This window comes from Streptomyces sp. NPDC087901 (assembly GCF_044742205.1).
Classification (GTDB): domain Bacteria; phylum Actinomycetota; class Actinomycetes; order Streptomycetales; family Streptomycetaceae; genus Streptomyces.
In genome coordinates this window covers 374,549-401,015 of sequence record NZ_JBIUUC010000001.1, presented here as the reverse complement: position 1 = coordinate 401,015, position 26,467 = coordinate 374,549, and the positions used below count along the sequence as shown (strand labels likewise).

Annotated in this window: 19 protein-coding genes; 11 read left to right on the top strand and 8 right to left on the bottom strand. The window is 71.1% G+C overall.

All coding sequences use genetic code 11. The features are described 5' to 3' along the window. The first annotated feature begins 160 nt into the window (after positions 1–160). Together ACIOEW_RS01725 and ACIOEW_RS01720 are read left to right on the top strand one after the other, a co-directional pair. Positions 161–3,472, top strand: coding sequence for a S8 family serine peptidase (locus tag ACIOEW_RS01725; RefSeq protein WP_401960422.1), 3,312 nt, complete (start codon positions 161–163; stop codon positions 3,470–3,472). 189 nt (positions 3,473–3,661) lie between these two features. Further along, positions 3,662–4,690: an aspartate-semialdehyde dehydrogenase gene (locus tag ACIOEW_RS01720; RefSeq protein WP_362557328.1), complete on the top strand. Its 1,029-nt coding sequence runs from the start codon at positions 3,662–3,664 to the stop codon at positions 4,688–4,690. Positions 4,691–4,745: 55 nt separating this feature from the next. Here ACIOEW_RS01720 and ACIOEW_RS01715 read toward each other — a convergent pair whose 3' ends face one another. Beyond that, entirely contained in the window at positions 4,746–5,267 is a 522-nt protein-coding gene (locus ACIOEW_RS01715; protein ID WP_401960419.1) for a DUF1203 domain-containing protein, read from the bottom strand. Between the two features lie 112 nt (positions 5,268–5,379). Between ACIOEW_RS01715 and pepN the strand changes: the two genes are divergently transcribed. After that, a complete protein-coding gene (pepN, locus tag ACIOEW_RS01710; RefSeq protein WP_362557332.1) occupies positions 5,380–7,956 on the top strand; it encodes an aminopeptidase N in 2,577 nt (858 codons plus the stop codon). Between the two features lie 73 nt (positions 7,957–8,029). Here pepN and ACIOEW_RS01705 read toward each other — a convergent pair whose 3' ends face one another. The 6 genes from ACIOEW_RS01705 to ACIOEW_RS01680 all read right to left on the bottom strand — a co-directional run bounded on the left by ACIOEW_RS01705 (position 8,030) and on the right by ACIOEW_RS01680 (position 13,660). Continuing rightward, positions 8,030–8,491: a hypothetical protein gene (locus ACIOEW_RS01705; RefSeq protein WP_401960416.1), complete on the bottom strand. Its 462-nt coding sequence runs from the start codon at positions 8,489–8,491 to the stop codon at positions 8,030–8,032. Positions 8,492–8,666: 175 nt separating this feature from the next. Beyond that, positions 8,667–9,806 carry an allantoicase gene (gene alc / locus ACIOEW_RS01700; protein ID WP_401960413.1) on the bottom strand — a complete coding sequence of 380 codons (1,140 nt, stop codon included), beginning with the start codon at positions 9,804–9,806 and terminating at the stop codon, positions 8,667–8,669. 58 nt (positions 9,807–9,864) lie between these two features. Further along, positions 9,865–10,785, bottom strand: a complete 921-nt coding sequence (locus ACIOEW_RS01695; protein ID WP_401960411.1) for a LysR family transcriptional regulator — start codon at positions 10,783–10,785, stop codon at positions 9,865–9,867. Positions 10,786–10,907: 122 nt separating this feature from the next. Further along, complete coding sequence (locus ACIOEW_RS01690) at positions 10,908–11,138, bottom strand: hypothetical protein (RefSeq protein ID WP_326736202.1); 231 nt, start codon at positions 11,136–11,138, stop codon at positions 10,908–10,910. Positions 11,139–11,158: 20 nt separating this feature from the next. Beyond that, positions 11,159–13,393, bottom strand: coding sequence for a 4-alpha-glucanotransferase (gene malQ / locus ACIOEW_RS01685; protein WP_401960409.1), 2,235 nt, complete (start codon positions 13,391–13,393; stop codon positions 11,159–11,161). Further along, entirely contained in the window at positions 13,394–13,660 is a 267-nt protein-coding gene (locus ACIOEW_RS01680; RefSeq protein WP_401960407.1) for a hypothetical protein, read from the bottom strand. 310 nt (positions 13,661–13,970) lie between these two features. Here ACIOEW_RS01680 and ACIOEW_RS01675 point away from each other — a divergent pair, with 310 nt between their 5' ends. Beyond that, positions 13,971–16,979: a beta-N-acetylglucosaminidase domain-containing protein gene (locus tag ACIOEW_RS01675; protein WP_401960404.1), complete on the top strand. Its 3,009-nt coding sequence runs from the start codon at positions 13,971–13,973 to the stop codon at positions 16,977–16,979. A 108-nt stretch (positions 16,980–17,087) separates the two neighbouring features. Here the strand turns inward: ACIOEW_RS01675 and ACIOEW_RS01670 are convergent, their stop codons facing one another. After that, positions 17,088–17,624: an HNH endonuclease gene (locus ACIOEW_RS01670; protein WP_018552807.1), complete on the bottom strand. Its 537-nt coding sequence runs from the start codon at positions 17,622–17,624 to the stop codon at positions 17,088–17,090. Positions 17,625–18,000: 376 nt separating this feature from the next. Between ACIOEW_RS01670 and ACIOEW_RS01665 the strand changes: the two genes are divergently transcribed. The 7 genes from ACIOEW_RS01665 to ACIOEW_RS01635 all read left to right on the top strand — a co-directional run bounded on the left by ACIOEW_RS01665 (position 18,001) and on the right by ACIOEW_RS01635 (position 26,241). Further along, positions 18,001–19,071, top strand: coding sequence for a mechanosensitive ion channel family protein (locus ACIOEW_RS01665; RefSeq protein WP_362557344.1), 1,071 nt, complete (start codon positions 18,001–18,003; stop codon positions 19,069–19,071). A 457-nt stretch (positions 19,072–19,528) separates the two neighbouring features. Next, a complete protein-coding gene (locus ACIOEW_RS01660) occupies positions 19,529–20,752 on the top strand; it encodes an ROK family transcriptional regulator (RefSeq protein ID WP_362557346.1) in 1,224 nt (407 codons plus the stop codon). A gap of 61 nt (positions 20,753–20,813) precedes the next feature. Then, a complete protein-coding gene (locus ACIOEW_RS01655; RefSeq protein ID WP_362557347.1) occupies positions 20,814–22,151 on the top strand; it encodes an ABC transporter substrate-binding protein in 1,338 nt (445 codons plus the stop codon). Positions 22,152–22,161: 10 nt separating this feature from the next. Continuing rightward, on the top strand, positions 22,162–23,103 hold the full coding sequence (locus tag ACIOEW_RS01650) for a carbohydrate ABC transporter permease (RefSeq protein WP_401960400.1): 942 nt from the start codon (positions 22,162–22,164) through the stop codon (positions 23,101–23,103). A gap of 1 nt (position 23,104) precedes the next feature. Next, the gene (locus ACIOEW_RS01645; RefSeq protein WP_362557351.1) at positions 23,105–24,007 is read left to right on the top strand and encodes a carbohydrate ABC transporter permease; all 903 of its coding nucleotides are present in this window, start codon (positions 23,105–23,107) and stop codon (positions 24,005–24,007) included. Positions 24,008–24,010: 3 nt separating this feature from the next. Next, positions 24,011–25,276, top strand: a complete 1,266-nt coding sequence (locus ACIOEW_RS01640; protein WP_401960396.1) for a 6-phospho-beta-glucosidase — start codon at positions 24,011–24,013, stop codon at positions 25,274–25,276. Then, on the top strand, positions 25,267–26,241 hold the full coding sequence (locus ACIOEW_RS01635) for a BadF/BadG/BcrA/BcrD ATPase family protein (RefSeq protein WP_362551813.1): 975 nt from the start codon (positions 25,267–25,269) through the stop codon (positions 26,239–26,241). Before ACIOEW_RS01640 ends, ACIOEW_RS01635 begins: the two co-directional genes overlap by 10 nt. Positions 26,242–26,467: the final 226 nt, after the last annotated feature.

The window sequence follows — 26,467 nt, the reverse complement described above, 5'->3', positions numbered from 1 at the left end:
GTATCAACCGTTTCGTCCCACGTGACGCTTCGGCCCCATTGGCGGAAGTCCGCCATGTCCATAACTCGCCCCTCACAACTCTCCACAAACCCCTGTCATTTACGAAAGGGTGAGCGGTCATCCGGTACCGATTTCCGGACTCTCTCTTTCACATACAGGGATGCTGATGACCTCCGAATCCCCCAGCTCCATACCCGGGGCGAGACGCGTGGCCCGCGTCGCGGCCGCCGCCGGACTGGTGGCCGCTCTGGCCGCCACCGGCGCCGTTCCCGTCTTCGCGGCCGACGACCCGGCCACCGCCCCCGTCAAGGCTGCCGCCGGCAATGCCTCGGCGGACAAGCTCGGCACGGCCGACGCCGATGTTCTGGCCAAGGCCAAGGCCAAGGGCGAGAAGAACATCACGATGATGGTCGCCACCGCCCCCGGTGCGACCGAGCAGGTCACCGAGCAACTGGACGCCGTCAAGGGCTCCGTGCTGGGCCGTGCCTACGACAAGCTCGGCTACGTGCGGGCCACCGTGCCCACCGCGGCCGCCGAGGCCACCATCAAGGCGGCCTCGAAGCTGACCTCCGTCCACGGCATCGATCTCAAGCAGGAGATCGTGCTGGACGACCCGACCCCCGCGGCCGACCGGGCGACCGGCAGCCGGACCGCGGTGAAGTCGACCGGGACCTACCCGGCCCCCGGGAAGAAGACCCCGGCGAAGAACCCGTACAACCCGTCCTTCGAGACGGGTGCGGTCGACTTCGTCAAGCAGCACCCGAAGGCCGACGGCCGCGGCGTGACCATCGGCATCCTCGACTCGGGTGTCGACCTCGGCCACCCCGCGCTGCAGAAGACCACCACCGGTGAGCGCAAGATCACCGACTGGGTGACGGCCACCGACCCGGTCAGTGACGACGACGGCACCTGGCTGCAGATGACGGAAGCCGTGTCCGGCCCGACGTTCACCCACGACGGCCGTACCTACTCGGCCCCGGCGGGCTCGTACAAGATCAGCGTGTTCGAGGAGGCCGCCACCAAGGGTGGCGACATGGCGGGCGACCTCAACCGTGACGGTGACACCACCGACGCGTGGGGCGTCCTGTACGACCCGGTCACCGGCACCACCCGGGTGGACCTGAACAACAACGCGGACTTCTCCGACGACGCCGTCCTGAAGCCGTACAAGGAGAAGCACCAGGTCTCCTACTTCGGTACGGACGACCCGCGGACCGACGTCGTCGAGCGCATCCCGTTCGTCGTGGAGACCCGCAAGGACGTCGTGTACGACGCCGCGGGCAACACCTCCGACTACGTCTCCATCGGTGTCATCGAGTCCGAGCACGGCACGCACGTCGCGGGCATCACCGCCGCGAACGGCCTGTTCGGCGGCAAGATGAACGGGGCCGCGCCCGGCGCGAAGATCGTCTCCTCGCGCGCCTGCACCTGGTCCGGCGGCTGCACCAACATCGCGCTCACCGAGGGCATGATCGACCTCGTCGTGAACCGCGGCGTCGATGTCGTCAACATGTCGATCGGCGGACTTCCGCCGCTCAACGACGGCAACAACGCCCGCTCGGAGCTGTACAAGCGCCTCATCGACATCTACGGCGTCCAGCTGGTCATCTCGGCCGGCAACGACGGTCCGGGTGTCAACACCATCGGTGACCCCGGCCTCGCCGACCACGTCATCTCGGTCGGCGCGTCCATCTCCAAGGAGACCTGGGCCGCGAACTACGGCTCCGGCGTCACCAAGAAGTACGACATGCTCCCGTTCTCCTCGCGCGGTCCGCGTGAGGACGGCGGCTTCACGCCGACCCTGACGGCCCCCGGCGCGTCGATCAACTCGACGCAGACCTGGCTGCCCGGCGGTCCGGTCAAGGAGGCGGGTTACTCCCTCCCGGCCGGCTACTCCATGCTCCAGGGCACGTCGATGGCCTCCCCGCAGGCCGCCGGCGCGACCGCGCTGCTGCTGTCCGCCGCGAAGCAGAAGCACATCGAGCTGCCCCCGGCCGATCTGCGCACCGCGCTGACCAGCACCGCCACCCAGATCAAGGGAGTGCCCGCGCACGCCCAGGGTGCCGGTCTGATCAACATCGTCGGTGCCTGGAAGCAGATCGAGAAGAAGGGCGCCCCGGCGCACGAGTACACGGTCAAGGCCCCGGTCGACACCGCGATCGACTTCGCGCTGAAGACCCCGGGCTTCGGCACCGGCCTGTACGACCGCGAGGGCGGCCTCAAGGCCGGCCAGAAGAAGTCGTACGACGTCACGGTCACCCGCACCACGGGCCCGGACAAGGACGTCAAGCACAAGCTCTCCTGGAAGTACAACGACGGCACCTTCAAGCTGACCGGTCCGAGCACCGTCTCACTGCCGCTCGGCAAGCCGGTGACGGTCAAGGTCCAGGCGAAGCCGGGCAGCGCGGGCGTGCACAGCGCGATCCTGCAGCTCGACGACGCGAAGACCTCCGGTGTGGACCAGCAGATCCTGACGACGGTCGTCGTCGCCAAGGACCTGGTGAAGCCGGGTTACGCGTACACGGCGTCCGGTTCGGTGCAGCGCAACGGCACCACGTCGTACTTCGTGAACGTGCCGGAGGGCTCCAAGACCCTTGAGGTCGCCATGAGCGCCCTGCGCTCGGGCAGCCAGACCCGCTTCATCTCCATCCACCCGTACGGGGTCGCGGTGGAGGACAGCGGGACGCCGTTCTGCTACCCGAACTACGAGAACCCGGCCAACACCTGCCGCCCCGACGTGCGCTCGTACGCCGACCCGCAGGCCGGTGTCTGGGAGATCGAGGTCGAGGCCCGGCGTACGTCGCCGCTGCTGGACAACCCGTACAAGCTGGACGTCTCGCTGCTCGGCGCGACCTTCGACCCGGCGGTGCAGACCATCGCCGAGGCGAAGATCGGCACCCCGGCCGCGGTGAACTGGACGGTCACCAACAACGCCGGTGACCTGGCGGGCAAGCTCAAGGGCGGCTCGCTGGGCTCGGCCGACGTCGAGCGTCCGTCGATCTCCACGGGCGGCGAGTACGTCAAGGAGGTCACCATCGGTGCGGGCGTCGAGAAGCTGGACGTCGCCATCGGCTCCACCTCGGACGCCAACGCCGACCTGGACCTGTACGTCTACAAGGGCGCGGCCCAGGTGGGTGCCTCCACCACGGCCGGCTCCGAGGAGACCGTCAGTCTGGTGAAGCCCGCCGCGGGCACCTACACGGTCGTCATCCAGGGCTACGACGTCCCGGCCGGCACCACCGAGTACGACTACCGCGACGTGTACTACTCGCCGTCGCTCGGCAAGATCAACGTCGACGAGTCGAAGGCCGTGGACCTGGCCAACGGCGCGTCGGCCCAGGTCGGTGCCGAGGTCGCGGTCGCCGGGGCGGCCCCCGAGGGCCGGCAGTTCTTCGGCGAGGTCCAGCTGGTGAATTCCCGCGGCACCGCCGCGGGCACCGGCAGCGTCGTGATCGAGAAGGTCACGCCGTAACCGCATCGCGGTGACCATGTGATCCGTACGACAGTGGGGCGGGCGCTCAACGGGCGCCCGCCCCACTGCGCTGTCCGCCCGCTGCTCGCACCCCGTCCGCAGGTCGGACAATGGATTGGACAAGGAAGCCGTGGACATACGCATCATGGAGCGGCAACCGTGCCCGTTCGTACGTATGAAGGAGTCCCTGTGAAGGTCGGAATCGTCGGCGCCACCGGTCAGGTCGGCACAGTCATGCGCAGCATCCTGGCCGAGCGGAAGTTCCCCGTCGCCGAACTGCGGCTCTTCGCCTCCGCGCGCTCCGCGGGCTCCACGATCGCCTACGAGGGCACCGACATCACCGTCGAGGACGCCTCCACGGCCGACTACACGGGCCTGGACATCGTGCTGTTCTCGGCCGGCGGCTCGACGTCGAAGGCGCTCGCCGAGAAGGTCGCCGCACAGGGCGCCGTCGTGATCGACAACTCCTCCGCCTGGCGCAAGGACCCCGAGGTCCCGCTGGTCGTCTCCGAGGTCAATCCGCACGCGATCGCGAACCGCCCCAAGGGCATCATCGCCAACCCGAACTGCACCACGATGGCCGCCATGCCCGTGCTGCGCCCGCTGCACGACGAGGCCGGTCTGGAGACGCTGACCGTCGCCACGTACCAGGCGGTGTCCGGCTCCGGAGTGGCCGGCGTCGCCGAGCTGCACGGCCAGGCGTCCAAGGTCGTCGCCGACGCCGACAAGCTGACCCACGACGGCGGGGCCGTCGACTTCCCGGAGCCGGCCGTCTACAAGCGCCCCATCGCCTTCAACGTGCTGCCGCTGGCCGGTGCCATCGTCGACGACGGGTCCTTCGAGACGGACGAGGAGCAGAAGCTCCGCAACGAGTCCCGCAAGATCCTGGAGATCCCGGAGCTGAAGGTGTCCGGCACCTGCGTCCGGGTCCCGGTCTTCTCCGGCCACTCGCTCCAGGTCAACGCCCGTTTCGCGCGTCCGATCAGCGTGGAGCGCGCGTACGAGCTGCTGAAGGACGCGCCGGGCGTCGAGCTCTCGGAGATCCCCACCCCCCTCCAGGCCGCCGGCCAGGACGCGTCCTTCGTCGGACGCATCCGGGTCGACGAGACCGTGGAGCACGGTCTCGCGCTGTTCGTCTCCAACGACAACCTGCGCAAGGGTGCCGCGCTGAACGCGGTGCAGATCGCGGAGCTGGTGGCGGAGGAGCTGAAGGGCTGACCGCCTTCAGCCACTCCGCGGGGGTTCGGGGGCTCCGCCCCCGGGCCCCCGTTCCTCATTCGCCGGAGCGGCTTGAGATCGGGCGCCGTACCTCGAAGTGCCAGCAGCCGTACTCCAGGGCTCTGACGTGCACCAGCGCCACCTCCGGATCGGCGAAGGCCTCCGCGATGGCCTCGTCGTACCCCCGCTCCTCGTCGGCCGGGATCTCCATCAGGCGGCCGCCCACGATGTGCCCGTCCGCGTTGTAGCGGCGGACGGTGCGCAGCGCGCCCGCCCGCGAGAACGGGTAGCCGGGCCGGTCCGCCTCGGGCCCGTCGCATTCCCCGGCGTGGATGAAGACCGGGCCCTGCTCGTCGTACGCCCCGGGGCGGGCCCAGGTCGCCGCCGCCCAGCGCCGCAGCGGCGCGTACGAGACGAGGGCGATCTCCTCCCCCACCTCGTTGCCCCGCAGGCAGCAGCGCAGCGGGCTGCCCGCGTCCGTGGCGGTGTACGGGACGCAGGGGCGTCCCGCGTCGTCGATGTCCCGGAGTTCCTTCAGCGCGGCCGGGTCGATCGCGCGTGCCTCGTAACTGGTCATATGACGAGAATGGCCCGCCCGGCCGTCGTGGTCCGGCGGAAAACGGACATCGCTCTGACAGGGGTCACGTGGAAGGATGGCGGGAAACATCGCATAGCAAGGAGATGACCGCGTGCCTGGCACGAATCTGACCCGCGAAGAGGCACAGGAGCGGGCGCGCCTGCTGACCGTGGACGCGTACGAGATCGATCTCGACCTCTCCGGAGCGCAGGAGGGCGGGACCTACCGGTCCGTCACCGTCGTGCGCTTCGACTCCGCCGAAGCCGGTGCGGAGACCTTCATCGACCTGGTCGCCCCGGCGGTGCACGAGGTCGAGCTGAACGGCAAGGCCCTGGACGTCGCGGCCGTGTTCCGCGATTCGCGCATCACGCTGCCGCATCTGGTGGCGGGTTCCAACGAGCTGAAGGTCGTCGCCGACTGCTCGTACACCAACACGGGTGAGGGTCTGCACCGGTTCGTCGACCCGGTCGACGAGCAGGCCTACCTGTACACCCAGTTCGAGGTCCCGGACGCGCGCCGCGTCTTCGCGAGCTTCGAGCAGCCGGACCTGAAGGCGACCTTCCGGTTCACCGTGAAGGCCCCGTCCGGCTGGACCGTTATCTCCAACTCGCCGACGCCGGAGCCCAAGGACGACGTCTGGTCCTTCGAGCCGACGCCGCGCATCTCCTCGTACATCACGGCGCTGATCGTGGGTCCGTACCACTCGGTGCACAGCAGCTACGAGAAGGACGGCCAATCCGTCCCGCTCGGCATCTACTGCCGTCCGTCGCTCGCCGAGTACCTCGACGCGGACGCGATCTTCGACGTGACGCGGCTGGGCTTCGACTGGTTCCAGGAGAAGTTCGACTACGAGTACCCCTTCGCCAAGTACGACCAGCTCTTCGTCCCGGAGTTCAACGCGGGCGCGATGGAGAACGCGGGCGCGGTCACCATCCGCGACCAGTACGTGTTCCGGTCCAAGGTGACGGACGCGGCGTACGAGACGCGGGCCGAGACGGTCCTGCACGAGCTGGCCCACATGTGGTTCGGCGACCTCGTCACCATGGAGTGGTGGAACGACCTGTGGCTGAACGAGTCGTTCGCCACCTACACCTCGATCGCGTGCCTGGCGTACGCCGAGGGCTCGCAGTGGCCGCACTCCTGGACCACGTTCGCCAACTCCATGAAGACGTGGGCGTACCGCCAGGACCAGCTGCCCTCGACGCACCCGATCATGGCGGACATCCGTGACCTGGACGACGTCCTGGTCAACTTCGACGGCATCACGTACGCCAAGGGCGCCTCGGTCCTGAAGCAGCTGGTGGCGTACGTCGGCATGGACGCGTTCTTCAAGGGCGTCCAGGCGTACTTCAAGGCGCACGCCTTCGGCAACACCCGGCTCTCCGACCTGCTGGGCGCACTGGAGGAGACCTCCGGCCGCGATCTGAAGACCTGGTCGAAGGCGTGGCTGGAGACCGCGGGCATCAACATCCTGCGCCCGGAGATCGAGACGGACGCGAACGGCCACGTCACCTCGTTCACCGTTCTCCAGGAGGCCCCGGCACTGCCCGCGGGCGCGAAGGGCGAGCCGACGCTGCGGCCGCACCGGATCGCCATCGGCTGCTACGACCTCAACGAGGCCGGCAAGCTGGTCCGTACGGACCGGATCGAGCTGGACGTCGACGGCGAGCGCACCACGGTGCCGTTCCCGGCCGGCACCGCGCGCCCGGCCGTCATCCTCCTCAACGACGACGACCTCTCGTACGCGAAGGTCCGCCTCGACGAGGATTCCCTGCGGGTCGTCACCGAGCACCTGGGCGACTTCACCGAGTCGCTGCCGAGGGCCCTGTGCTGGGCGTCCGCCTGGGACATGACCCGCGACGGCGAACTGGCCACGCGCGACTACCTCTCGCTCGTCCTGTCCGGGGTGGGCAAGGAGTCGGACATCGGCGTCGTCCAGTCGCTGCACCGTCAGGTGAAGATGGCGCTGGACATGTACGCGGCGCCGGACTGGCGCGAGGCGGGTCTGACCCAGTGGACCGAGGCGACGCTCGCGCACCTGCGCGCGGCGGAGCCGGGCAGCGACCACCAGCTGGCCTGGGCGCGCGCCTTCGCGACCACGGCCCGCAACCCGCAGCAGCTCGACCTGCTGCAGGCGCTGCTCGACGGCACCGAGGTGATCGAGGGCCTGGCCGTCGACACCGAGCTGCGCTGGGCGTTCGTGGAGCGGCTGGCTGCCACCGGGCTGCTCGACGACGAGGAGATCGACGCCGAGTACGCGCGCGACCGGACTGCGGCGGGCGAGCGCCACGCGGCGGCCGCCCGTGCGGCGCGTCCCTCCGAGGAGGCGAAGGCCGAGGCGTGGGCGTCGGTCGTCGAGTCCGACAAGCTGCCGAACTCCCTCCAGGAGGCGGTCATCGGCGGGTTCGTCCAGACCGACCAGCGCGAACTGCTGGCCCCGTACACGGAGAAGTTCTTCGCCGCGGTGAAGGACGTCTGGGACTCGCGGAGCCATGAGATGGCGCAGCAGGTCGCCATCGGTCTCTACCCGGCGCTCCATGTCTCGCAGGAGACCCTGGACGCCACGGACGCCTGGCTGGCCTCGGCCGAGCCGGGCGCCGCGCTGCGCCGGCTGATGTCGGAGTCCCGGTCGGGTGTGGAGCGTGCGCTGAAGGCCCGTTCGGCGGACGCGGAGGCGGCGACCGCGTAAGCGCCGCACCGCCGCACACGTGAGGGGCGCCTCCTTCGGGGGGCGCCCCTTCGCGTTTCGAGCCGTTACCGCGTCACTCCGGCTGCGGCGCCAGGATGAGCGGCCAGTTCTCGCCGGACCGGGCCTGCGCGACGACCTGTTCGGCCGGCGTCCCTGCGGGTGCCGTCAGTACGGCGGTGATGTCCGTGGCCCGTGCGTACGTACCGGGGCTGACCTGTGCGCTCACCCGCAGGAGCCGCACCGCTTCCGGGTCGGCCGCCGACCGTTCGGGGAACCGGTCCGCGGCGGCCTCGAGGCCCTTCAGCACGGCGGGGTACGCGACGATGTCCACGGTCAGCAGCTCGCCGTCCAGACGTCGCTCGGCCCAGCCGTCCGTCCGCACGAAGTAGAGGCAGCCGTCGCCCTCGTATCCGTACAGTCCGAGCCTCGTGACGGCGTCCTCGTCCGCGGCCCCTCCCTCGGTGACGATCACGACCGGCGTCACGGAGTCCGGTTCGTCCGGGTCCAGTCCGGTGCACAGCACGAGCTCTGCCATCTGTCTTCCTCACGGGAGCGAAGGAACGGAACCGACCGTGGGCAGAGTAGTCCGTCCGTCGGGGCCGCTTCCCCGGGTGTCCCCCTCGGCCTTCCGGGGCGTGGAGACCCGCCCGGCGGGCAGGCGCCGCAGCGCAGCCGTCCGCCGGGCGGGAGCAGGGATCGCGGTGCTGCTCTCAGGCGCCCGACTCCTCGTGGCGGCGGGCCAGTTCGGCCGCGCCCGACTCCGTCAGCGAGCCGTGCAGTCGCATCCTGGCCACTCCGCCGTCGGGGAAGGCGTCGAGGCGGACGTGGGTGACGACGGCCTGGGCGCGGAGCGGGAAGCGGTGCAGGGTGTCGGGCTGGAGCCTGGTGCGCGGGATGATCTCGAACCACTCGCCCGTCTCGCCGTTGCGGCCCTGGAGGGCGATCCAGCCGGCCGCGTTCCCCTTGAGGTAGGCCGTGTCGATCTCGACCGCGCGGACCGCGCCCTGGGCAGGCAGCCGGAAGCGGACCCAGTCGTTGGTGTCGCGGACGCGACGGCGGCGGTTCTCCCAGCCGTCGTCCATCTTGCGGGAGGTGCCGGGCAGGATGATCTGGGTCGGCGAGGAGTAGAAGCGGTCGGAGGCGTCCTCGTAGCTGCCGCCGTTCAGGACCGAGATCAGGTCGAACGTGCCGAGCGTGGCGAGCCAGGACGGGTCGGGGAGCACCTCGCCGTGCACGCGGAGCCGGGCGATGCCGCCGTCGGGGTGCTGGCAGAGGCGGAGGTGGGTGTAGCGGCGCCCGCCGGTGATCTCGAAGCCGTTGGCGGCGTGGCCGCGTACGGGGGTCGGCGGGATGATCTCCTCCCACTTCACGTCGTCGGCGAGGAGTTCGGCGGGGCTGGGCGAGCCCCCGACGGACGTCGCCCGGACCGATACGCGCTGCGGGTAGTTGCCGCGGAAGTGGGCCGTGTCGACGACGATGCCGCGGATGATGCCGGGGGCGCCGAGCCGGATCAGGGCCCAGTCGTGCTCGTCCGGAGCGGGGAACGGGTGGGCGGCGTCCGCGCCGCGCCTGCGGCGGGTCTCCCAGCCGTCCATGATCTTGCCCTTGTGGCCGAAGTGCTCGGGGTCGAAGGCCGCGCGCTCCCGGACCAGGAGGTTCTCGCGCTGGGCGAAGAACTCGTCGTTGGCGGCGATCACGCCTGCGCCGAGGCGGCGGTCGGCCAGGTCGACGAGGTCGGTGAAGGGCAGGTCAGTGGTGCGGTAGTCGGCGTACGGGTCACCGCCGCCGTAGGGGGCCGCGTCGTTGGCGTGGGGGTCGTCGTGGCGGTTCTCATTCTGTTCGAAGGTCATGCGTTCACTGTCGTACGACGGAAGTCATTAGGTCCATCGAAAGTTTTCGCATGAATCATTAAGGCTGACTGAACGGTTTCGCGGCCTCGCGCAACGCCGCGAGTACCCGGGCCACCGCCGGGCCATGCTCGGCGCCCTGCCGGACCGCGGCCACCACATGGCGGCGCGGCCGGTCCTCGTCGAGGATCCGCATCACCACACCGTCCCGGCCCTGCCTCTCCGCCGACGCCATGCGCGGGATCAGCGCGACCCCCATGTCCGCCTCGACCATGGCGAGGATCGCCGTCCAGCCGGAGGCGCTGTGCGCCTGCTCCGGGACGAAGCCCGCGGCCTCGCACGCGGCCGTGGTGATCTCGGACCAGGGTCCCGATCCGCCGAAGATCCACGGCTCGGCGGACAGGTCCGCCAGCCGCAGCCCGGGCTCGGCGGCGAGCCGGTGGCCTGCCGGCAGCGCCACGTCCAGGGGGTCGGCGAGCAGCGGCAGCACGGCGAACCGGGGGTCACGGGCGGTCGGGGCGTGGGCTGCCAGCGAGAGGGCCAGGTCCACCTCGCCGGCGACGAGGAGTTCGTACGCCTGCGCAGCCTCGGCCTCCCGGACCCGCACGTCCGGCCCCGGGCGGTCCTCGTCACGCAGCGCCTGCACAGCCGGCACGACCAGGGCGGGGACCGCGGTGGCGAACGCCGCGATCCGCACCTCGCCCGCCTCGCCGTGCAGATAGCCGGTCAGTTCGGCGTCGGCGCGCTCCAGTTGGGCGAAGACCGCCTCGGCGTGCCGCAGCACCAGGTGGGCGGCGTCGGTCAGACGGACGCGCCGCCCCTGCGCCTCCAGCAGCGGTACGCCGAGCTGTCTGGAGAGGTTGGAGAGCTGCTGGGAGACGGCTGACGGGGTCATCAGCAGCGCCTCGGCTGCCGCGGTGACGGTGCCCCGGTCGTGCAGGGTGCGCAGGATGCGGAGCTTCTTGACGTCCCACTCGATCATGGCGGCAACCTACCGGGCGGGCCGGGCCCCGCTCCGGGTCCGGGTCCGGACATGCGAATGCGCCGCGCGGTACCTCGGTACCGGCGGCGCACCCGGGATGTCCGGGGTGTCCTGAGCAGCCCTCAGGCCTGCTTCTTGGACTTGTCGAGGACCATGACCAGGCCCGCGATGACCGCGAACAGGGCGATCGGCGCCACGACGAACAGACCGATCGTGTCGATCACGCTCAGGCCCGGACCCGGGTCGTCGCCGTCGTCGCGGGTGAGCGCGAGCGCGGGGGACGACATCAGCAGCATCATCAGCGTCGTTCCGGCAGCGACGGCGCCGGCGCGCATAGCGTTCTTCTTGTCCACGGTGCAAACGTAGCGAACGCCTACGAGGGCCGCTCGCCCGGGGGTGCCGTACGGGGCCTCGGGGGCTCCTGACGAGGTCTGAGGACGTCCATCAGCCGGTGCAGGCGGGGTGATGCGGCGAGTTCCTCCAGGGTGACCGGGTGACCCTCGGCGTCGGCGATGGGCAGCCGCCAGTTGGGGTACTGGTCCCAGGTGCCCGGCAGGTTCTGCGGGCGGCGGTCGCCGATCGCGTCCGGGAGCCAGACCCCGGCCATGCGGGCGGGGGTGCGCAGCAGGAAGCGGTGAACGGCGCGGACGGCCGCCTCCTCGTCGCCTCCGCCCTCGGGGAGCAGGCCGAGGCGGGAGAGCAGGCCGAGCCACTCGGCGGTGTCGGTGCCGTCCTCGGTGCGCTCCTCGTCCAGCGGGCGGGTGAGCAGGCCGAGGCGGTGACGCAACGCCACATGGTCGCCGGTCAGCCGGGCGGCGGTGGACGGCAGGTCGTGGGTGGTGGCGGTGGCCAGGCAGTCCTCGCGCCATTCCTCCGGGGCGAGCGGGCGGCCGGTGCCCGACCAGTCCCGCTCGAACCAGAGGACGGAGGTGCCGAGGACGCCGCGGCGGGCGAGCGCCTCACGGACGCCCGGTTCCACGGTGCCGAGGTCCTCCCCTATGACGACGGTGCCGGCGCGGTGGGCCTCCAGGACGAGGACGGCGAGCATCGCTTCCGCGTCGTGGCTGACGTAGGTGCCCTCGGTGGGCGGGCGCCCCTCGGGCACCCACCAGAGCCGGAACAGACCCATGACGTGGTCGATGCGCAGGGCACCGGCGTGGGCGAGGAGCCCGCGCAGCAGTCCCCGGTACGGGGCGTAGCCGGACGCGGCGAGCGCGTCGGGTCTCCAGGGCGGCAGCCCCCAGTCCTGGCCGCGGGCGTTGAAGGCGTCCGGGGGTGCGCCGACGGACATGCCGTGCGCGAAGGCGTCCTGCTGGGCCCAGGTGTCGGCGCCGCCGGGGTGCACGCCCACGGCGAGGTCGTGGACGATCCCGACGGCCATCCCGGCGTCCTTCGCGGCGCGCTGGGCGGCGGCGAGCTGGGCGTCGGTCAGCCAGGCGAGCCGGCAGTGGTGGTCGACCCGGTCCAGCAGTTCGGCGTGGGCGCGGGCGGTCTCCTTGGAGCGGGGGTCGCGCAGACCGGCCGGCCAGGTGTGCCAGTCGGAGCCGTGCACCTCGGCGAGGGCGCACCACAGGGCGTGGTCCTCCAGGGCCTGCCCCTGCTCGGCGAGGAAGTCGCAGTAGGCGGCGCGACGGCCGGGCGTCAGGGGTACGGCGACGAGGATGTCGAGGGCCTGCCGCTTGAGCTCCCAGACGGCGTCCCGGTCGATCAGGGCGCCCTTGTTCAGCACGGCGTCGCTGAGCTCTCCGGCGCGGCGGCGCAGCTCGTCGAGGGCGGCCGGGTCGGGCGCGTGGCCGTACTCCGGGACGGACTCGATGTGCAGGTGCACGGGGTCGGGGAACCGCCGCGAGGACGGGCGGTAGGGCGAGGGGTCGGTGGGGGTGCCGAGGACCGCGGCGTGCAGCGGGTTGACCTGGACGAAGCCGGCGCCGAGTGAGCGCCCTGACCAGGAGGCCAGGTCGGCGAGGTCCCCGAGGTCGCCCATGCCCCAGGAGCGGGCGGAGAGCAGGGAGTAGAGCTGGACGAGGAAGCCGTGACTGCGCCCGGGGGGCTGCGGGACCCGGGCCGGGGCCACGACGAGGGTGCAGGTCTCGGCCGGTGCCCCCGGCGCCCGGACGCTCAGCCGGTGGACCCCGAGCGGCGGTTCGGTCCACCAGTCCGGCACGGCGGGGGTCCGCGGCGGGGCCGTCCCACGGGCCGCGGGGGTGCCTGCGCCCGGCGCTCCGGGGTCCGCGGCGGCGGCGCGGACGGCATCCGGGCCGGAAACGGCCGGAACCGTACCCCTGGCGGGGACGTGCATCGGGGGCGGCGGAGCCGGAGCGGGCTCCTCCGGACGGACCGTCAGCACCGTGCCGGGCGGCAGTGCGGTCAGGGCCGGGGGCAGCGGCTCCCCGGTCCATACCACCAGCGTGGCCGGGAGCAGACGCGTGCCGGCCGCGGACTCGGCGGCGGCGAGCGCCTCCTGTACCGCTTCAGGCGTGGCGGCGTCGACACCGAGCGCGGCGAGCACCGCGACGACCGTGCCCTCGGGGACGGGCACCGTGACGTCGGCGGACGGGGAGAAGGAGGTGGCGACGCCGTGCAGTGCGGCGAGCCGGGACAAGCCCATTCAGACTCCTGGGGACTCCATGCCCCGAGCGCTGCCGGAAGAAGCCGGCTCGCTGGTCAGCGGGGCGAGGACGGCGAGCGGGGGTTCGCTGGTCAGTGGTGTGGCATCGGCGAGCGGGGGCTCGCTGGTCAGGGGTATGGCGTCGGCCAGCGGCGCTTCGCTGGTGAGCGGGCCGGTGGCGGTGGCCGGGCATGCGCTGATCAGCGGGGCGGGAGCCGGCACCTGTGGGGTCAGGGCGGAGAGCAGGAGCTGCGCTGCGGCGGGCATGGTGGCCTCCTGGCCGTGGGGAACAGGACACAGCAGACCTACCCAGCGGACGCGGCCGCAGACGTAGGCGTTATGACAACGAGCTCAACGTGCTCCGGGTCACAATCCGTTCCCCGGGGGCCGGATATCCGTAAGACGTCCGCCTGTTTCGGCCATTCGGCGCCGACTTTCGCGTGCACCGACGATCACCGCACCCCCTTCAAGCCAACCGACATACAGGGCATTTACCCCACAACGACCATGCGCATTGACACCCTCGCGCGCGGGTGGTGGGCTCGGCACCCACCGGTGGAAGCGAGGGGAGACAGGCATGCAGCTCAGGCGCAGGAAGCACGCGACGGCCGTCGCCGTGGCCGTGCTCGGCGGGCTGCTCTCCGCGGGGGCCCCGGCCGCCGTCGCGGCCCCTTCGACGCCCGGCACTCCCGCCGTCACCACTCCGGACCGCACCGACGACGCCGCGCCGCCCGCCGTGTGGCCGCGGCCACAGAGCATCAAGGCGTCAGGGTCCTCGGTCCCGCTCTCCGGCGAGGTGACGCTCCTCGCCGACGGCCGAGCCGACCCCTACGCGGTCGACGCGCTCCGCCAGGTGCTGCGCGACGCGGGTGTACGGACCGTCCACGAGGCGCTGCCCGGCGGCGGGCCCGTCATCCGGCTCGGCGGCGACGGCGCCGTCGACACACTGCGCACACTGCGCGCGCCCGACCGCACCGATCTCCCGTCCGGCGGCTACCGGATCGCGGTCGGCCGGGTCGCTGGCCGGGACACCGTCGCCGTGGACGGCGTCGGTGACGACGGCCTGTTCCACGCGGTACAGACGCTGCGTCAGCTCACCGGGGGCGGCCGCATCGCCGGCGTCACCGTCCGGGACTGGCCGGCCGGCGCCGTACGCGGGATGACCGAGGGCTTCTACGGACAGCCCTGGTCCCAGGAGGAACGGCTCTCCCAGCTCGGCTTCATGGGGCGCACCAAACAGAACCGGTACCTCTACGCGGCCGGCGACGACCCGTACCGGCAGGACCGCTGGCGCGATCCCTACCCCGCCGGGCAGCGTGCCGAATTCCGAGCGCTGGCCGAGCGGGCCGCCGCCGAGCATGTGACGCTCGGCTGGGCCGTGGCTCCCGGCCAGTCCATGTGCCTGTCGTCGGACCGCGATCTGAAGGCGCTGACGAAGAAGATCGACGCGATGTGGGCGCTGGGCGTACGGGTCTTCCAGGTGCAGTTCCAGGACGTCAGCTACAGCGAATGGCACTGCTCGGCCGACGCCGACACCTTCGGCAGCGGCCCGGAGGCGGCGGCCGGGGCGCAGGCCCGCGTCGTGAGCGCGGTGGCGCGGCACCTCGCGGACCGCCACCCGGGCTCGGAGCCGCTGTCGATGATGCCGACGGAGTTCTACCAGGACGGGGCGACGGACTACCGCACCGCGCTCGCCAAGGAACTCGACGACCGGGTGCAGGTCGCCTGGACCGGTGTCGGGGTCGTACCGAGGACCATCACCGGCGGCGAACTGGCGGGGGCCCGCACCACGTTCCGCCATCCGCTGGTCACGATGGACAACTACCCCGTCAACGACTACGCGCAGGACCGGATCTTCCTGGGCCCCTACACCGGCCGGGACCCGGCGGTCGCCATCGGTTCGGCGGCGCTGCTGGCCAATGCGATGGAGCAGCCGTCCGCTTCCCGGATCCCGCTGTTCACCGCCGCCGACTTCGCCTGGAATCCGAAGGGGTACCAGCCGCAGGAGTCCTGGCAGGCCGCCCTGGACGATCTCGCGGGCGGCGACGCCCGCAGCCGGGACGCGCTGCGCGCACTGGCGGGCAACAGCACGGGCTCGGTGCTGGGCGGCGACGAATCGGCGTACCTGCAGCCGCTGTTCGCCGCGTTCTGGAAGTCCCGTACGGGCGACGGCACCCCGGCGCGCGACGAGGCGGCACGCCGGCTCCGCGCCGCGTTCACGGTGATGCGCGAGACCCCGCAGCGGCTGGCCGGGCTGGCCGACGGGCGCCTCGATGGCGAAGTACGGCCGTGGAGCGAGCAGTTGGCCCGATACGGCAGGGCGGGCGAGCTGGCCGTCGATCTGCTCCAGGCGCAGGCGCGCGACGACGGTGCGGCCGCCTGGGAGGCCTCACTGGCCCTGGAACCGGCTCTCAAGGCCGTGAAGACGGGCGGCGCGACGGTCGGCAAGGGTGTGCTCGGTCCGTTCCTCGACCGGGCACGCAAGGAGGCCGACGCCTGGAGCGGTTCGGACCGCGACAACGGCACGGTGACCGAGGCTCCGGGCAGCTACACGGTGCGGTTCGCCCGGGTGCGCCCGCTGGAGGCCGTCACCGCGATGGCGGTGCCCGGCGACGACTCGACCGCATCGGGGGCCACGGTCCAGGCCCATGTGCCCGGCGAGGGCTGGCGCAGCCTCGGCACCCTGTCGGCGCGGGGCTGGACCCAGTCGCCGGGCCAGGGCGTGCGGGCCGACGCGGTCCGGATCAGCTGGCCGACCGCCACCCCGGCGATCACCGGCGCACCGCCCCTGATCATTCCCCCGCTCGCGGGCGCCGCCCCGGCCGCCGGAACGGCTCCCCGGGTGCGCTCGCTCGTCCCGTGGTTCGGCGACGAACCCGCAGCCCGGCTCGCACTCGCACGCGGGGAGACGGACGCCGAGATCGGCGGCAAGCCGCAGCGGGTCGAGGCGCAACTGTCCGCGCGCCGCCCGGCCGAGGTGCGCGGCGCACTCACCGCGAAGGCACCCAAGGGCATCAAGGTGCAGGTGCCGAAGCAGACGACCGTGCCGCGCGGTTCCCGCACCGGGGTGCCCGTGGAGATCACCGTCGCCGCGGACACGCCCGCGGGTGAGTACCAGGTGCCGTTCGCCTTCGGTACCGAGGAGACCACCCTGACCGTCCGGGCCTTCCCCCGTACGGCAGGCCCCGATCTGCTGCGTACGGCCACCGCCTCCTCGTCCGGCGACGAGACCGCGGACTTCCCGGCGACTGCCGCATCGGACGGCGACCCGAAGACCCGCTGGTCCTCACCGGCTGAGGACGGCGCCTGGTGGCAGGCCGAACTGCCGGCCACGGCCCGGGTCGGCCAGGTCGTGCTGGACTGGCAGGACGCCTACGCCTCCCGCTACCGCGTACAGGTCTCCGCCGACGGCCGCACCTGGCGCACGGCGGCCACCGTCCGGAACGGCGGCGGCGGCCGCGAAGCGGTCCGGATGGACGCGAAGGACACCCGTTTCATCAGGATCCAGGGCGACGGGCGGGCCACCGAGTACGGCTACTCGCTCTGGTCGGTCCAGGCGTACGCCGTGGCCGGGGAGAACGACTGAAGTACCCCGGGACGGCCGGGTACCTGGGCACCCGCACCCGGCACCGAGCTGCCCCGGGACGGCCGGGTACCTGGGCGCCCGCACCCGGGACGGCCGGGGCCCGGGTGCTCAGGCCGAGATGCCGTCGATCCGGGCCATCGCGTCGTCCGCGCCGAACGGTTGCAGGTAGGGCAGCCAGCGCGGGTCGCGGTGCCCCGTGCCGATGATCCGCCAGGCCAGTCCGGTCGGCGGGGCGGGCTGCTGGTGCAGCCGCCAGCCGAGCTCGGGCAGATGGCGGTCGGCCTTGACGTGGTTGCAGCGGCGGCAGGCTGCCACCACGTTGTCCCAGGCGTGCTGCCCGCCGCGGCTGCGCGGAATGACATGGTCGACGCTGGTCGCGGCGGCGCCGCAGTACATGCAGCGCCCTCCGTCCCTGGCGAAGAGCGCCCGGCGGGTCAGCGGGACGGGTCCCCGGTAGGGGACGCGGACGAACCGCTTCAGGCGGACGACGCTCGGGGCCGGGACGGCACGGGTGGCACTGTGCATGAAGGCGCCGGACTCCTCGAGGCAAATGGCCTTGTTCTCGAGGACGAGGACGAGCGCGCGGCGGAGCGGTACGACGCCGAGTGGCTCGTACGACGCGTTGAGAACCAGGACATGCGGCACGTGGACGCCTCCTTGTACGCCGGCGGCGCGTGGCTCGCGCCGGGACGATCCGACCTCAGTCTCCCCTCCTGCCTGGTCGGAGCGCCACCACGTGCGGGTAACGGGCCGGAGGGATTTTCCTCCGGGGCCCTGCCGCCCATACGCCTGGACGCGCCCGGAACAGGCGCTTCGGAGCCCCTGCCGCCGCGATCGCGTCGGTGTGCGATCGGCCACAGGCCGCCCGCTCACCCCGCCGCCACCGCGCTCGCCGGACAGGTCCCCTACCTCTCGCATATCCCCGGGTGAGACGCGTCTCTCCCCTCGATCACGGCAACGGAGCATTCCGGATGCCCCGTTAGTGTGGTTGTTCAGCGCTCGCCCAACCGGAGGTTTCACCGTGTCCTTGTCCGCCCTGTTGGCCGCAGCCCCGTCGCCCGAGCCCGGTGGCTCGCTGGACGAAGCGGCGAAGCAGGCGGGCAACGCCGCGAGCTGGGTCGAGGAGAACTGGTCCACCTGGCTGAACACCGGTCTGCGGATCGTGCTCATCGCCGCCATCGCGATCGCGTTGCGCATCGCCGTCCGCCGCACCCTGACCAAGCTCATCGAGCGCATGAACCGCAGCGCCCAGGCGGTGGAGGGCACCGCGCTGGGCGGTCTGCTGGTCAACGCCGAACGGCGCCGTCAGCGCTCGGAGGCGATCGGTTCGGTACTCCGTTCGGTGGCCTCGTTCCTGATCCTCGGCACGGCCGCCCTGATGATCCTGGGCGCGTTCGAGATCAATCTGGCCCCGCTGCTGGCCTCCGCGGGGGTCGCCGGGGTGGCGCTCGGCTTCGGTGCGCGCAACCTGGTCACCGACTTCCTGTCCGGCGTCTTCATGATCCTCGAGGACCAGTACGGCGTCGGCGACACCATCGACGCGGGCGTCGCCTCGGGCGAGGTCATCGAGGTCGGCCTGCGGGTCACCAAGCTGCGCGGCGACAACGGTGAGATCTGGTACGTCCGCAACGGCGAGGTGAAGCGGATCGGCAACCTCAGCCAGGGCTGGTCCACCGCCGGCGTCGACGTACAGGTACGCCCCGCGGAGGACCTCGACCAGGTACGTACAGTGATCACCGAGGCCGCCCAGCAGATGGCCAAGGACGACCCGTGGACCGAGCGCCTGTGGGGCCCGGTGGAGATCCTGGGCCTGGATTCGGTGTTGCTCGACTCGATGACGGTCCGGGTGACCGCGAAGACGATGCCGGGCAAGGCCCTGGGCGTGGAGCGCGAGCTGCGCTGGCGTATCAAGCGCGCCTTCGACGAGGCGGGCATCCGCATGGTCGGCGGCATCCCGGCCCAGCCCGACGAGCCCTCGGCCGCCGACCCCACGGCCGCGATGGCCGCCCCCTCGGCCTACGCCTCGGCCACCTCGCCCCAGTCCCTGGCGGCGACGCCGATACCTCCGTCGGTGCCGAACATCTCGAAGTAGCACGGTCCCCACACGCCGAGGGGCGCCCCGCGAGGCCTGCGGGGCGCCCCTCGTGCGTGGTGCGGTGGGGCGGGGTGGTGTCTCCCAGGCAGTCCCCCGCCATCCGACAGCCGGTTTCCGGGGATCAGGCGCCGGCCCTCAGCAGGCCGTGAGGGTCATGACCGCCGAAAAGTGCTCTCCGCCGCCGAAGCCGCCACAGCAGCAGGCACTGCCGGAGCCGCCGGAGCGGTCGGCGAGCGAGCCGATGTCGGATCAACTCGGTTCATAGGAACGGTGTTGGGAATACACAACCCCGTGAGGCCGCCCGGCGACGGCCGGTGCCGCGCGGGCGCCGCCCCCGCCCAGGTAACGCTTTGGTTGCCACCGCGGTGCAGACCATTGACGCCCTGGTGACGTGCGCCCTACGGTCCTCTCACCGAATAGGAAACTTTCCTAACAGAGGGCAGGTGCAGTGACCATGGCCGGAACCACACCGGGTACCCCCCGCGTTCTGCGCGCCATGAACGATCGCGCCGCCCTCGATCTGCTGCTGGAGCACGGCCCCCTGTCGCGGACGCGGATCGGGAAGCTGACCGGGCTCTCCAAGCCCACCGCCTCCCAGCTGCTGGCCCGGCTGGAGGCGGCCGGACTGGTCGTCGCCACCGGGACCGCGGCCGGGCGGCCGGGGCCCAATGCGCAGCTGTACGCCGTCAACGCCTCGGCCGCGCATGTGGCGGGGCTCGATGTGAACGCCCAGCGGATCGTCGCCGCCGTCGCCGATGTGACGGGTGAGACGGTGGGCGAGTTCGAGCTGCGGACGCCGGGCCGGCGCGCCGACAGTGTGGTGCGCCAGGTGGCGGACGCGCTGGACGGGGCGGTCAAGGAGGCCGGGCTGACGCGGTCCGACGTGCACCGGGTCGTCATCGGCACGCCGGGCGCGTTCGACCCGGGCACGGGCAGGCTGCGGTACGCCTCGCACCTGCCCGGCTGGCACTCCCCCACCCTGCTGGACGAGCTGGCGGCCTTCCTGCCGATGCCGGTGGAGTACGAGAACGACGTGAACCTCGTCGCGGTGGCCGAACAACGGCTCGGCGCGGCGCGGGGACACGACGACTTCGTGCTGCTGTGGAACGAGGAGGGGCTCGGTGCCGCCCTCGTCATCAACGGCCGGCTCCACCGCGGCTTCACCGGCGGCGCCGGTGAAGTCGGCTTCCTGCCCGTGCCGGGCGCCCCGCTGGTCCGCCAGGTCACCAAGGCGAACGCGGGCGGCTTCCAGGAACTGGCGGGCGCCCAGGTGCTCGCCCGGCTGGCCCGCGAGCTCGGCATCGACGACGAGGCCGTGCGCGGTCCCGGCACCCATCACGAGATCGCGGCCGAGCTGGTGGGCCGGGCGGCCGCGGCCGTGGAACAGGGCGAGGGCGGGCCGTACGGCCGGCTGCTCGATCTGTTCGCCACCGGTCTGGCGACCGGTCTCGCCTCGATGGTCGCCGTCCTGGACCCCGAGGTCGTCGTGCTGTCCGGCGAGCTGATCGCGCGCGGCGGGGAACCGCTGCGCGGCCGGGTGGCGGCCGAGCTCGCCGAGCTCGCGGCGTCCCGGCCCCGGCTGATCACCGGCGAGGTGACCCACCGCCCCGTACTGCGCGGCGCGCTGGAGAGCGCGCTCGCCACCACCCGCGACGAAGTGTTCGACACCTCGCGCTGACCCCGCACGTCCACGTACACCCCTCCTTCCCTGTCCCAACCCTTCATCGGGAGACACCACCATGTCCGGAAACCGCCGGAAGCCGGCCGTCGCGCTCGCCGCGACCGCCGCGATAGCCCTGTTCGCCTCCGCCTGTACCGGGCAGAGCAACTCCGGTGCCAGTGATGACGCGTCCAAGGAGACGACCATCAACTTCTGGCACGGCTGGAGCGCCCCGGGCGAGGTCAAGGGAATTCAGGACACGGTCGACGCCTTCGAGAAGGCGCACCCGAACATCCACGTGAAGGTCGTCGGCAACATGACCGACGACAAGATCAACCAGGCGCTGCGCGCGGGCGGTTCCAAGGCTCCGGACGTCGTGTCGTCGTTCACCACGAACAACGTGGGCAAGTTCTGCAAGTCGAAGGCCTTCGTCGACCTCAACCCCTTCCTGAAGAAGGACGGGATCGACGCGGAGGCGACCTTCCCGAAGGCGATGAACGAGTACACGCAGTTCGACGGGGTGCGCTGCACGGTGCCGCTGCTCGGCGACGCGTACGGCCTCTACTACAACAAGGACGCGTTCAAGGACGCCGGGATCACCAGCCCGCCGAAGACCTGGACCGAGTTCGCCGCCGACGCGAAGAAGCTGACGAAGACCAAGGGCGACTCGTACGAGCAGCTCGGCTTCATGCCGAACTACCACGGCTACGAGTCCACGACCGAGCACTACCTCGGTGGCTGGAGCCCGACGTACTTCGACGCGGACGGCAAGTCGAACGTCGCCAAGGACCCGGCCTTCGCCGACATGCTCACCAGCCAGAAGAAGCTGGTGGACTCCCTCGGCGGCTACCAGAAGCTGGAGAAGTTCCGTACCGGCTTCGGTGACGAGTGGGGCGCCAAGCACCCGTTCCACACCGGCCAGGTGGCCATGCAGCTGGACGGCGAGTGGCGGCTCGGCATGGCCGAGGAGACCAAGCCGGAGTTCGAGATCGGGGTGGCCCCGATGCCCGTCGCCGACAGCGAGGCCGACACGTACGGCAAGGGCTATCTGACCGGCACCATCGCCGGTATCGCCGCCACCTCCACCAAGCAGAACGCCGCGTGGGAGCTGGTGAAGTTCATGACGACCGACACCGACGCGGTCGTCAACTTCGCCAACGCCATCCACAACGTGCCGTCCACGCTCGCCGCGCTCAAGTCGCCGAAGCTGAAGTACGACCCGCGCTTCAAGACCTTCCTGGACATCGCGGCCAACCCGCAGTCCACCACCACCCCGCCCTCGGTGAACGGCGGCGCGTACCTGACGTCCCTGCAGAACCTCGGCTTCGAGGTCGAGAAGGGCACCCAGAAGGACCTCGCGGCGGGCCTGGAGAAGACCGCCAAGGAGATCGACGCGGCGATCGACCAGGCGAAGTAGAGCCGACGCGATGAGCACGTACACACTCCGTTCGAAGCGCCGTCGCTCGGCGCTTCGGACGGCGGCCTTCATGTCGCCGTGGCTGATCGGGTTCTGCGTCTTCTTCGCCTACCCGCTGATCTCCACGCTCTATTTCTCCTTCACCAGCTACGACGGCTTCTCCGCCCCCGAGTTCAGCGGGCTGCAGAACTGGTCGTTCGTCTTCAACGACTACCCGCTGTTCTGGCCCGCCCTGCGCAACACACTGTGGCTGGTCCTGGTCATGGTGACCTGCCGGGTGGTCTTCGGACTCGGCATCGGCATGCTGATCACCAAGATCAAGACGGGTACCGGGTTCTTCCGGACGCTGTTCTACCTGCCGTACCTGGCCCCGCCGGTCGCTGCGACGCTGGGCTTCGTCTTCCTGCTCAACCCGGGTACGGGACCGGTCAATTCGATCCTCGGCGAGCTCGGACTGCCGACCCCTGGCTGGTTCACCGACGCCACCTGGTCCAAGCCGGCGCTGACCGCCCTCGCGGTGTGGGGGGTGGGCGACCTGATGGTGATCTTCATGGCCGCGCTCCTCGACGTACCGAAGGAGCAGTACGAGGCGGCGGAGCTGGACGGGGCGAACTCGTACCAGCGGTTCCGCTTCGTCACGCTGCCGAACATCTCGCCGATCATCATGTTCGCCGTGGTCACCGGCGTCATCCAGACGATGCAGTACTACACCCAGCCACTCGTGGCGGGGAAGGTCGCCTCGGGTGTCATGGGCGGCTCGGGGCAGCAGTTCGAGCCGGGCTATCCCGACAAGTCGACACTGACGCTTCCACAGCTGGTCTACAACCTCGGTTTCCAGCGCTTCGACTACGGCTCCGCCTGTGTGGTCGCGCTCGTTCTCTTCGTCCTCGCCATGGCGTTCACCGCACTCCTGATGCGGCGCCGCAGCGGACTGATCCAGGCAGGTGAGTGACGTGGCGCAGGTTCTCGACACCCCGAAGACCGCCGGCCCGGCGAGTGACCCCGTCACCCCGGCCGAGCGCGTCGCGCGCCGCAAGGCGCTGCTGCACTGGATCGGTGTGCACTCGCTCGGCGTAGCGGCCGCGCTCTTCTTCGTGCTGCCGTTCGTCTTCCTCTTCCTCACCTCGCTGATGAGCGACGAGCAGGCACTGACCCGTGACCTGTGGCCGCACCCCTTCGAGTGGAGCAACTACAAGCAGGTGTTCGACACCCCGGGCTTCCTGACCTGGTGGAAGAACACCCTGCTGTACGCGGGCCTGGGCACCGTCCTCACGGTCGTGTCCTCGCTGCCCGTGGCGTACGCGCTCGCCAAGTTCCGTTTCCGCGGCCGGCATCTGTCGCTGATGCTCGTCATCTCGATGATGATGCTGCCGCCGCAGGTCGTCGTCATCCCGATGTACCTGTTCTGGGCCAAGCAGCTCGACATGTCCGGCACGCTCTGGCCGCTGATCATCCCGATGGCGTTCGGCGACGCGTTCTCCATATTCCTGCTGCGGCAGTTCCTGCTGACCATTCCCAACGAGTACCTCGACGCGGCGAAGGTCGACGGCTGCGGTGAATTCCGCACCTTGCTGCGCGTCGTGATCCCGATGGCCAAGCCGGGCATCGCCGCCGTCGCCCTCTTCCAGTTCTTCTACGCCTGGAACGACTACTTCGGCCCGCAGATCTACGCCTCCGAGAACCCGGCGGCCTGGACCCTGAGTTACGGACTGGAGTCCTTCAAGGGCGCACACCACACCGACTGGAACCTGACCATGGCCGCGACCGTTCTGGTCATGGCCCCTGTGATCCTCGTCTTCTTCTTCGCACAGAAGGCATTCGTCGAGGGCGTCACACTGACCGGAGTAAAGGGCTGATTCATGAAGCTCGCAGTAGTGGGTGGCGGGTCCACCTACACACCTGAACTGATCGACGGTTTCGCACGGCTGCGGGACACCCTGCCGGTCGAGGAGCTCGTGCTCGTCGACCCGGCGGCCGACCGGCTCGAACTCGTCGGCGGCCTCGCCCGGCGGATCTTCGCCAAGCAGGGCCACCCGGGGAAGATCGTCACCACCTCGGACATCGACGCGGGCGTCGCCGACGCCGACGCGGTCCTGCTCCAGCTGCGCGTGGGCGGCCAGGCCGCCCGCAACCAGGACGAGACGTGGCCGCTGGAGTGCGGCTGCATCGGCCAGGAGACCACCGGGGCCGGCGGCCTCGCCAAGGCCCTGCGCACCGTCCCGGTCGTGCTCGACATCGCCGAGCGCGTCCGGCGCACCAACCCGAACGCCTGGATCATCGACTTCACCAACCCGGTCGGCATCGTCACCCGCGCCCTGCTCCAGGCCGGCCACAAGGCCGTCGGCCTGTGCAACGTCGCGATCGGCTTCCAGCGCAAGTTCGCGCGGCTGCTCGATGTGACCCCCGGTGAGGTGCACCTCGACCACGTCGGGCTGAACCACCTCAGCTGGGAGCTCGGGGTGCGTCTCGGCGGCCCCGAGGGCGAGAACGTCCTGCCGCGGCTGATCGCCCAGCACGGCGACGCGATCGCGGACGACCTGCGCATGCCGCGGGCGGTCGTCGACCGGCTCGGCGTGGTTCCCTCGTACTACCTGCGCTACTTCTACGCGCACGACGAGGTCGTGCGGGAGCTCGGCACCAAGCCCTCGCGGGCTGCCGAGGTCGCCGAGATGGAGACGGAACTCCTCGCCATGTACGGGGACCCGGCGCTGGACGAGAAGCCCGCGCTGCTCGCCAAGCGGGGCGGGGCCTTCTACTCGGAGGCGGCCGTGGACCTGGCGGCCTCGCTCCTCGGCGGCGGCGGCTCCGCGGTGCAGGTGGTCAACACGTACAACAAGGGGACGCTGCCCTTCCTGCCGGACGACGCGGTGATCGAGGTCCAGGCCCGGGTCGACGGGACGGGTGCCACACCCCTCGCCGTGCCGGAGCTGGACCCGCTGTACGCCGGTCTGATCGCCAACGTGACGGCGTACGAGGACCTGGCGCTGGAGGCCGCGCTGCGCGGTGGCCGCGACCGGGTGTTCAAGGCGCTGCTCTCGCACCCCCTGATCGGCCAGTTCGAGTACGCCGAGGCGCTCACCGACAAGCTGATCGCGCACAACCGGGAGCACCTCGCGTGGGCGTGAACGGTTCGGTCCTCGCGATCGACGCGGGGAACAGCAAGACCGATGTGGCACTCATCGGTGAGGACGGCACCGTGCTGTCCACGGCCCGGGGCGGCGGCTTCCAGCCGCCGGTGGTCGGTGTCGGTACGGCCGTGGATGTGCTCGGCGCCGCGGTGGAGCAGGTGCTGGCCTCGGCCGGTGCGGACGCCGGGTCCGTCGCCCATGTGTCCGCGTGTCTCGCCAACGCCGATCTGCCGGTCGAGGAGGCGCAGTTGACCGACGCCCTGCGCGCCCGTGCCTGGGGTCGCACGGTGGAGGTGCGCAACGACACCTTCGCGATCCTGCGGGCCGGGGCCGACGAGCCGCGCGGGGTGGCCGTCGTGTGCGGTGCGGGGATCAACTGTGTCGGCATGGTGCCGGACGGGCGGACCGCGCGCTTCCCCGCCATCGGCCGGATCTCCGGTGACTGGGGCGGCGGTTCGGGGCTCTCCGAGGAGGCGATGTGGTTCGCCTCGCGTGCCGAGGACGGCCGCGGTGAGCCGACCGAGCTGGCCCGCGCGCTGCCCGCGCACTTCGGGCTCGACTCGATGTACGCGCTGATCGAGGCGCTGCATCTGGGCCGGATCGAGTCCGGGCGGCGCCATGAGCTGTCGCCGGTGCTGTTCGCGACCGCCGCGGCCGGCGACGCGGTGGCGCGCGGGCTCGTGGACCGGCTGGCCGAAGAGGTCGTGGCGCTGTCCTCGGTCGCACTGTCCCGCCTCGGGCTGCTCGGGGAGGAGGCTCCGGTGGTCCTGGGCGGCAGCGTGCTGGCCGCCCGGCACCCCCAGTTGGACGACCGGATCGCCGAACTCCTCGCCCTGCGCGCCCCCAAGGCGGTGGTGCGGGTGATGAAGGAGTCCCCGGTGCTGGGCGCCGGGCTGCTCGGCCTGGACCACACGGGTGCGCCGCCCCGGGTGCACGCCAGGCTGCGGGAGCAGTACGTCTGACGGACCGCCGCGCAGGAACGTGTCGGAGACGTCCCGTAACCTTCGGGTTACGGGACGTCTTCTGCGTACGGGAACCGATCAGTTGCCCCGGACGTGTTCATGAGTGGGGAGATCGTTCCGCTTTCGGGGACTGCTCAGGGAATTGCTTCGGGGATTGCTCCGCCGATCGTCTTGATCGACGGCGTCGACCTTGATCGAATGCTGTGTGACCGCAGCTGATCACAGT

Bases quoted from the DNA above. Each gene is read 5' to 3' on its own strand.
- ACIOEW_RS01725 (WP_401960422.1), top strand. From the start codon at position 161: ATGCTGATGACCTCCGAATCCCCCAGCTCCATACCCGGGGCGAGACGC.
- ACIOEW_RS01715 (WP_401960419.1), bottom strand. From the start codon at position 5,267: ATGACCAGTTACGAGGCACGCGCGATCGACCCGGCCGCGCTGAAGGAA.
- ACIOEW_RS01705 (WP_401960416.1), bottom strand. From the start codon at position 8,491: ATGGCAGAGCTCGTGCTGTGCACCGGACTGGACCCGGACGAACCGGAC.
- alc (WP_401960413.1), bottom strand. From the start codon at position 9,806: ATGACCTTCGAACAGAATGAGAACCGCCACGACGACCCCCACGCCAAC.
- ACIOEW_RS01695 (WP_401960411.1), bottom strand. From the start codon at position 10,785: ATGATCGAGTGGGACGTCAAGAAGCTCCGCATCCTGCGCACCCTGCAC.
- malQ (WP_401960409.1), bottom strand. From the start codon at position 13,393: ATGGGCTTGTCCCGGCTCGCCGCACTGCACGGCGTCGCCACCTCCTTC.
- ACIOEW_RS01680 (WP_401960407.1), bottom strand. From the start codon at position 13,660: ATGCCCGCCGCAGCGCAGCTCCTGCTCTCCGCCCTGACCCCACAGGTG.
- ACIOEW_RS01675 (WP_401960404.1), top strand. From the start codon at position 13,971: ATGCAGCTCAGGCGCAGGAAGCACGCGACGGCCGTCGCCGTGGCCGTG.
- ACIOEW_RS01660 (WP_362557346.1), top strand. From the start codon at position 19,529: ATGGCCGGAACCACACCGGGTACCCCCCGCGTTCTGCGCGCCATGAAC.
- ACIOEW_RS01655 (WP_362557347.1), top strand. From the start codon at position 20,814: ATGTCCGGAAACCGCCGGAAGCCGGCCGTCGCGCTCGCCGCGACCGCC.
- ACIOEW_RS01650 (WP_401960400.1), top strand. From the start codon at position 22,162: ATGAGCACGTACACACTCCGTTCGAAGCGCCGTCGCTCGGCGCTTCGG.
- ACIOEW_RS01640 (WP_401960396.1), top strand. From the start codon at position 24,011: ATGAAGCTCGCAGTAGTGGGTGGCGGGTCCACCTACACACCTGAACTG.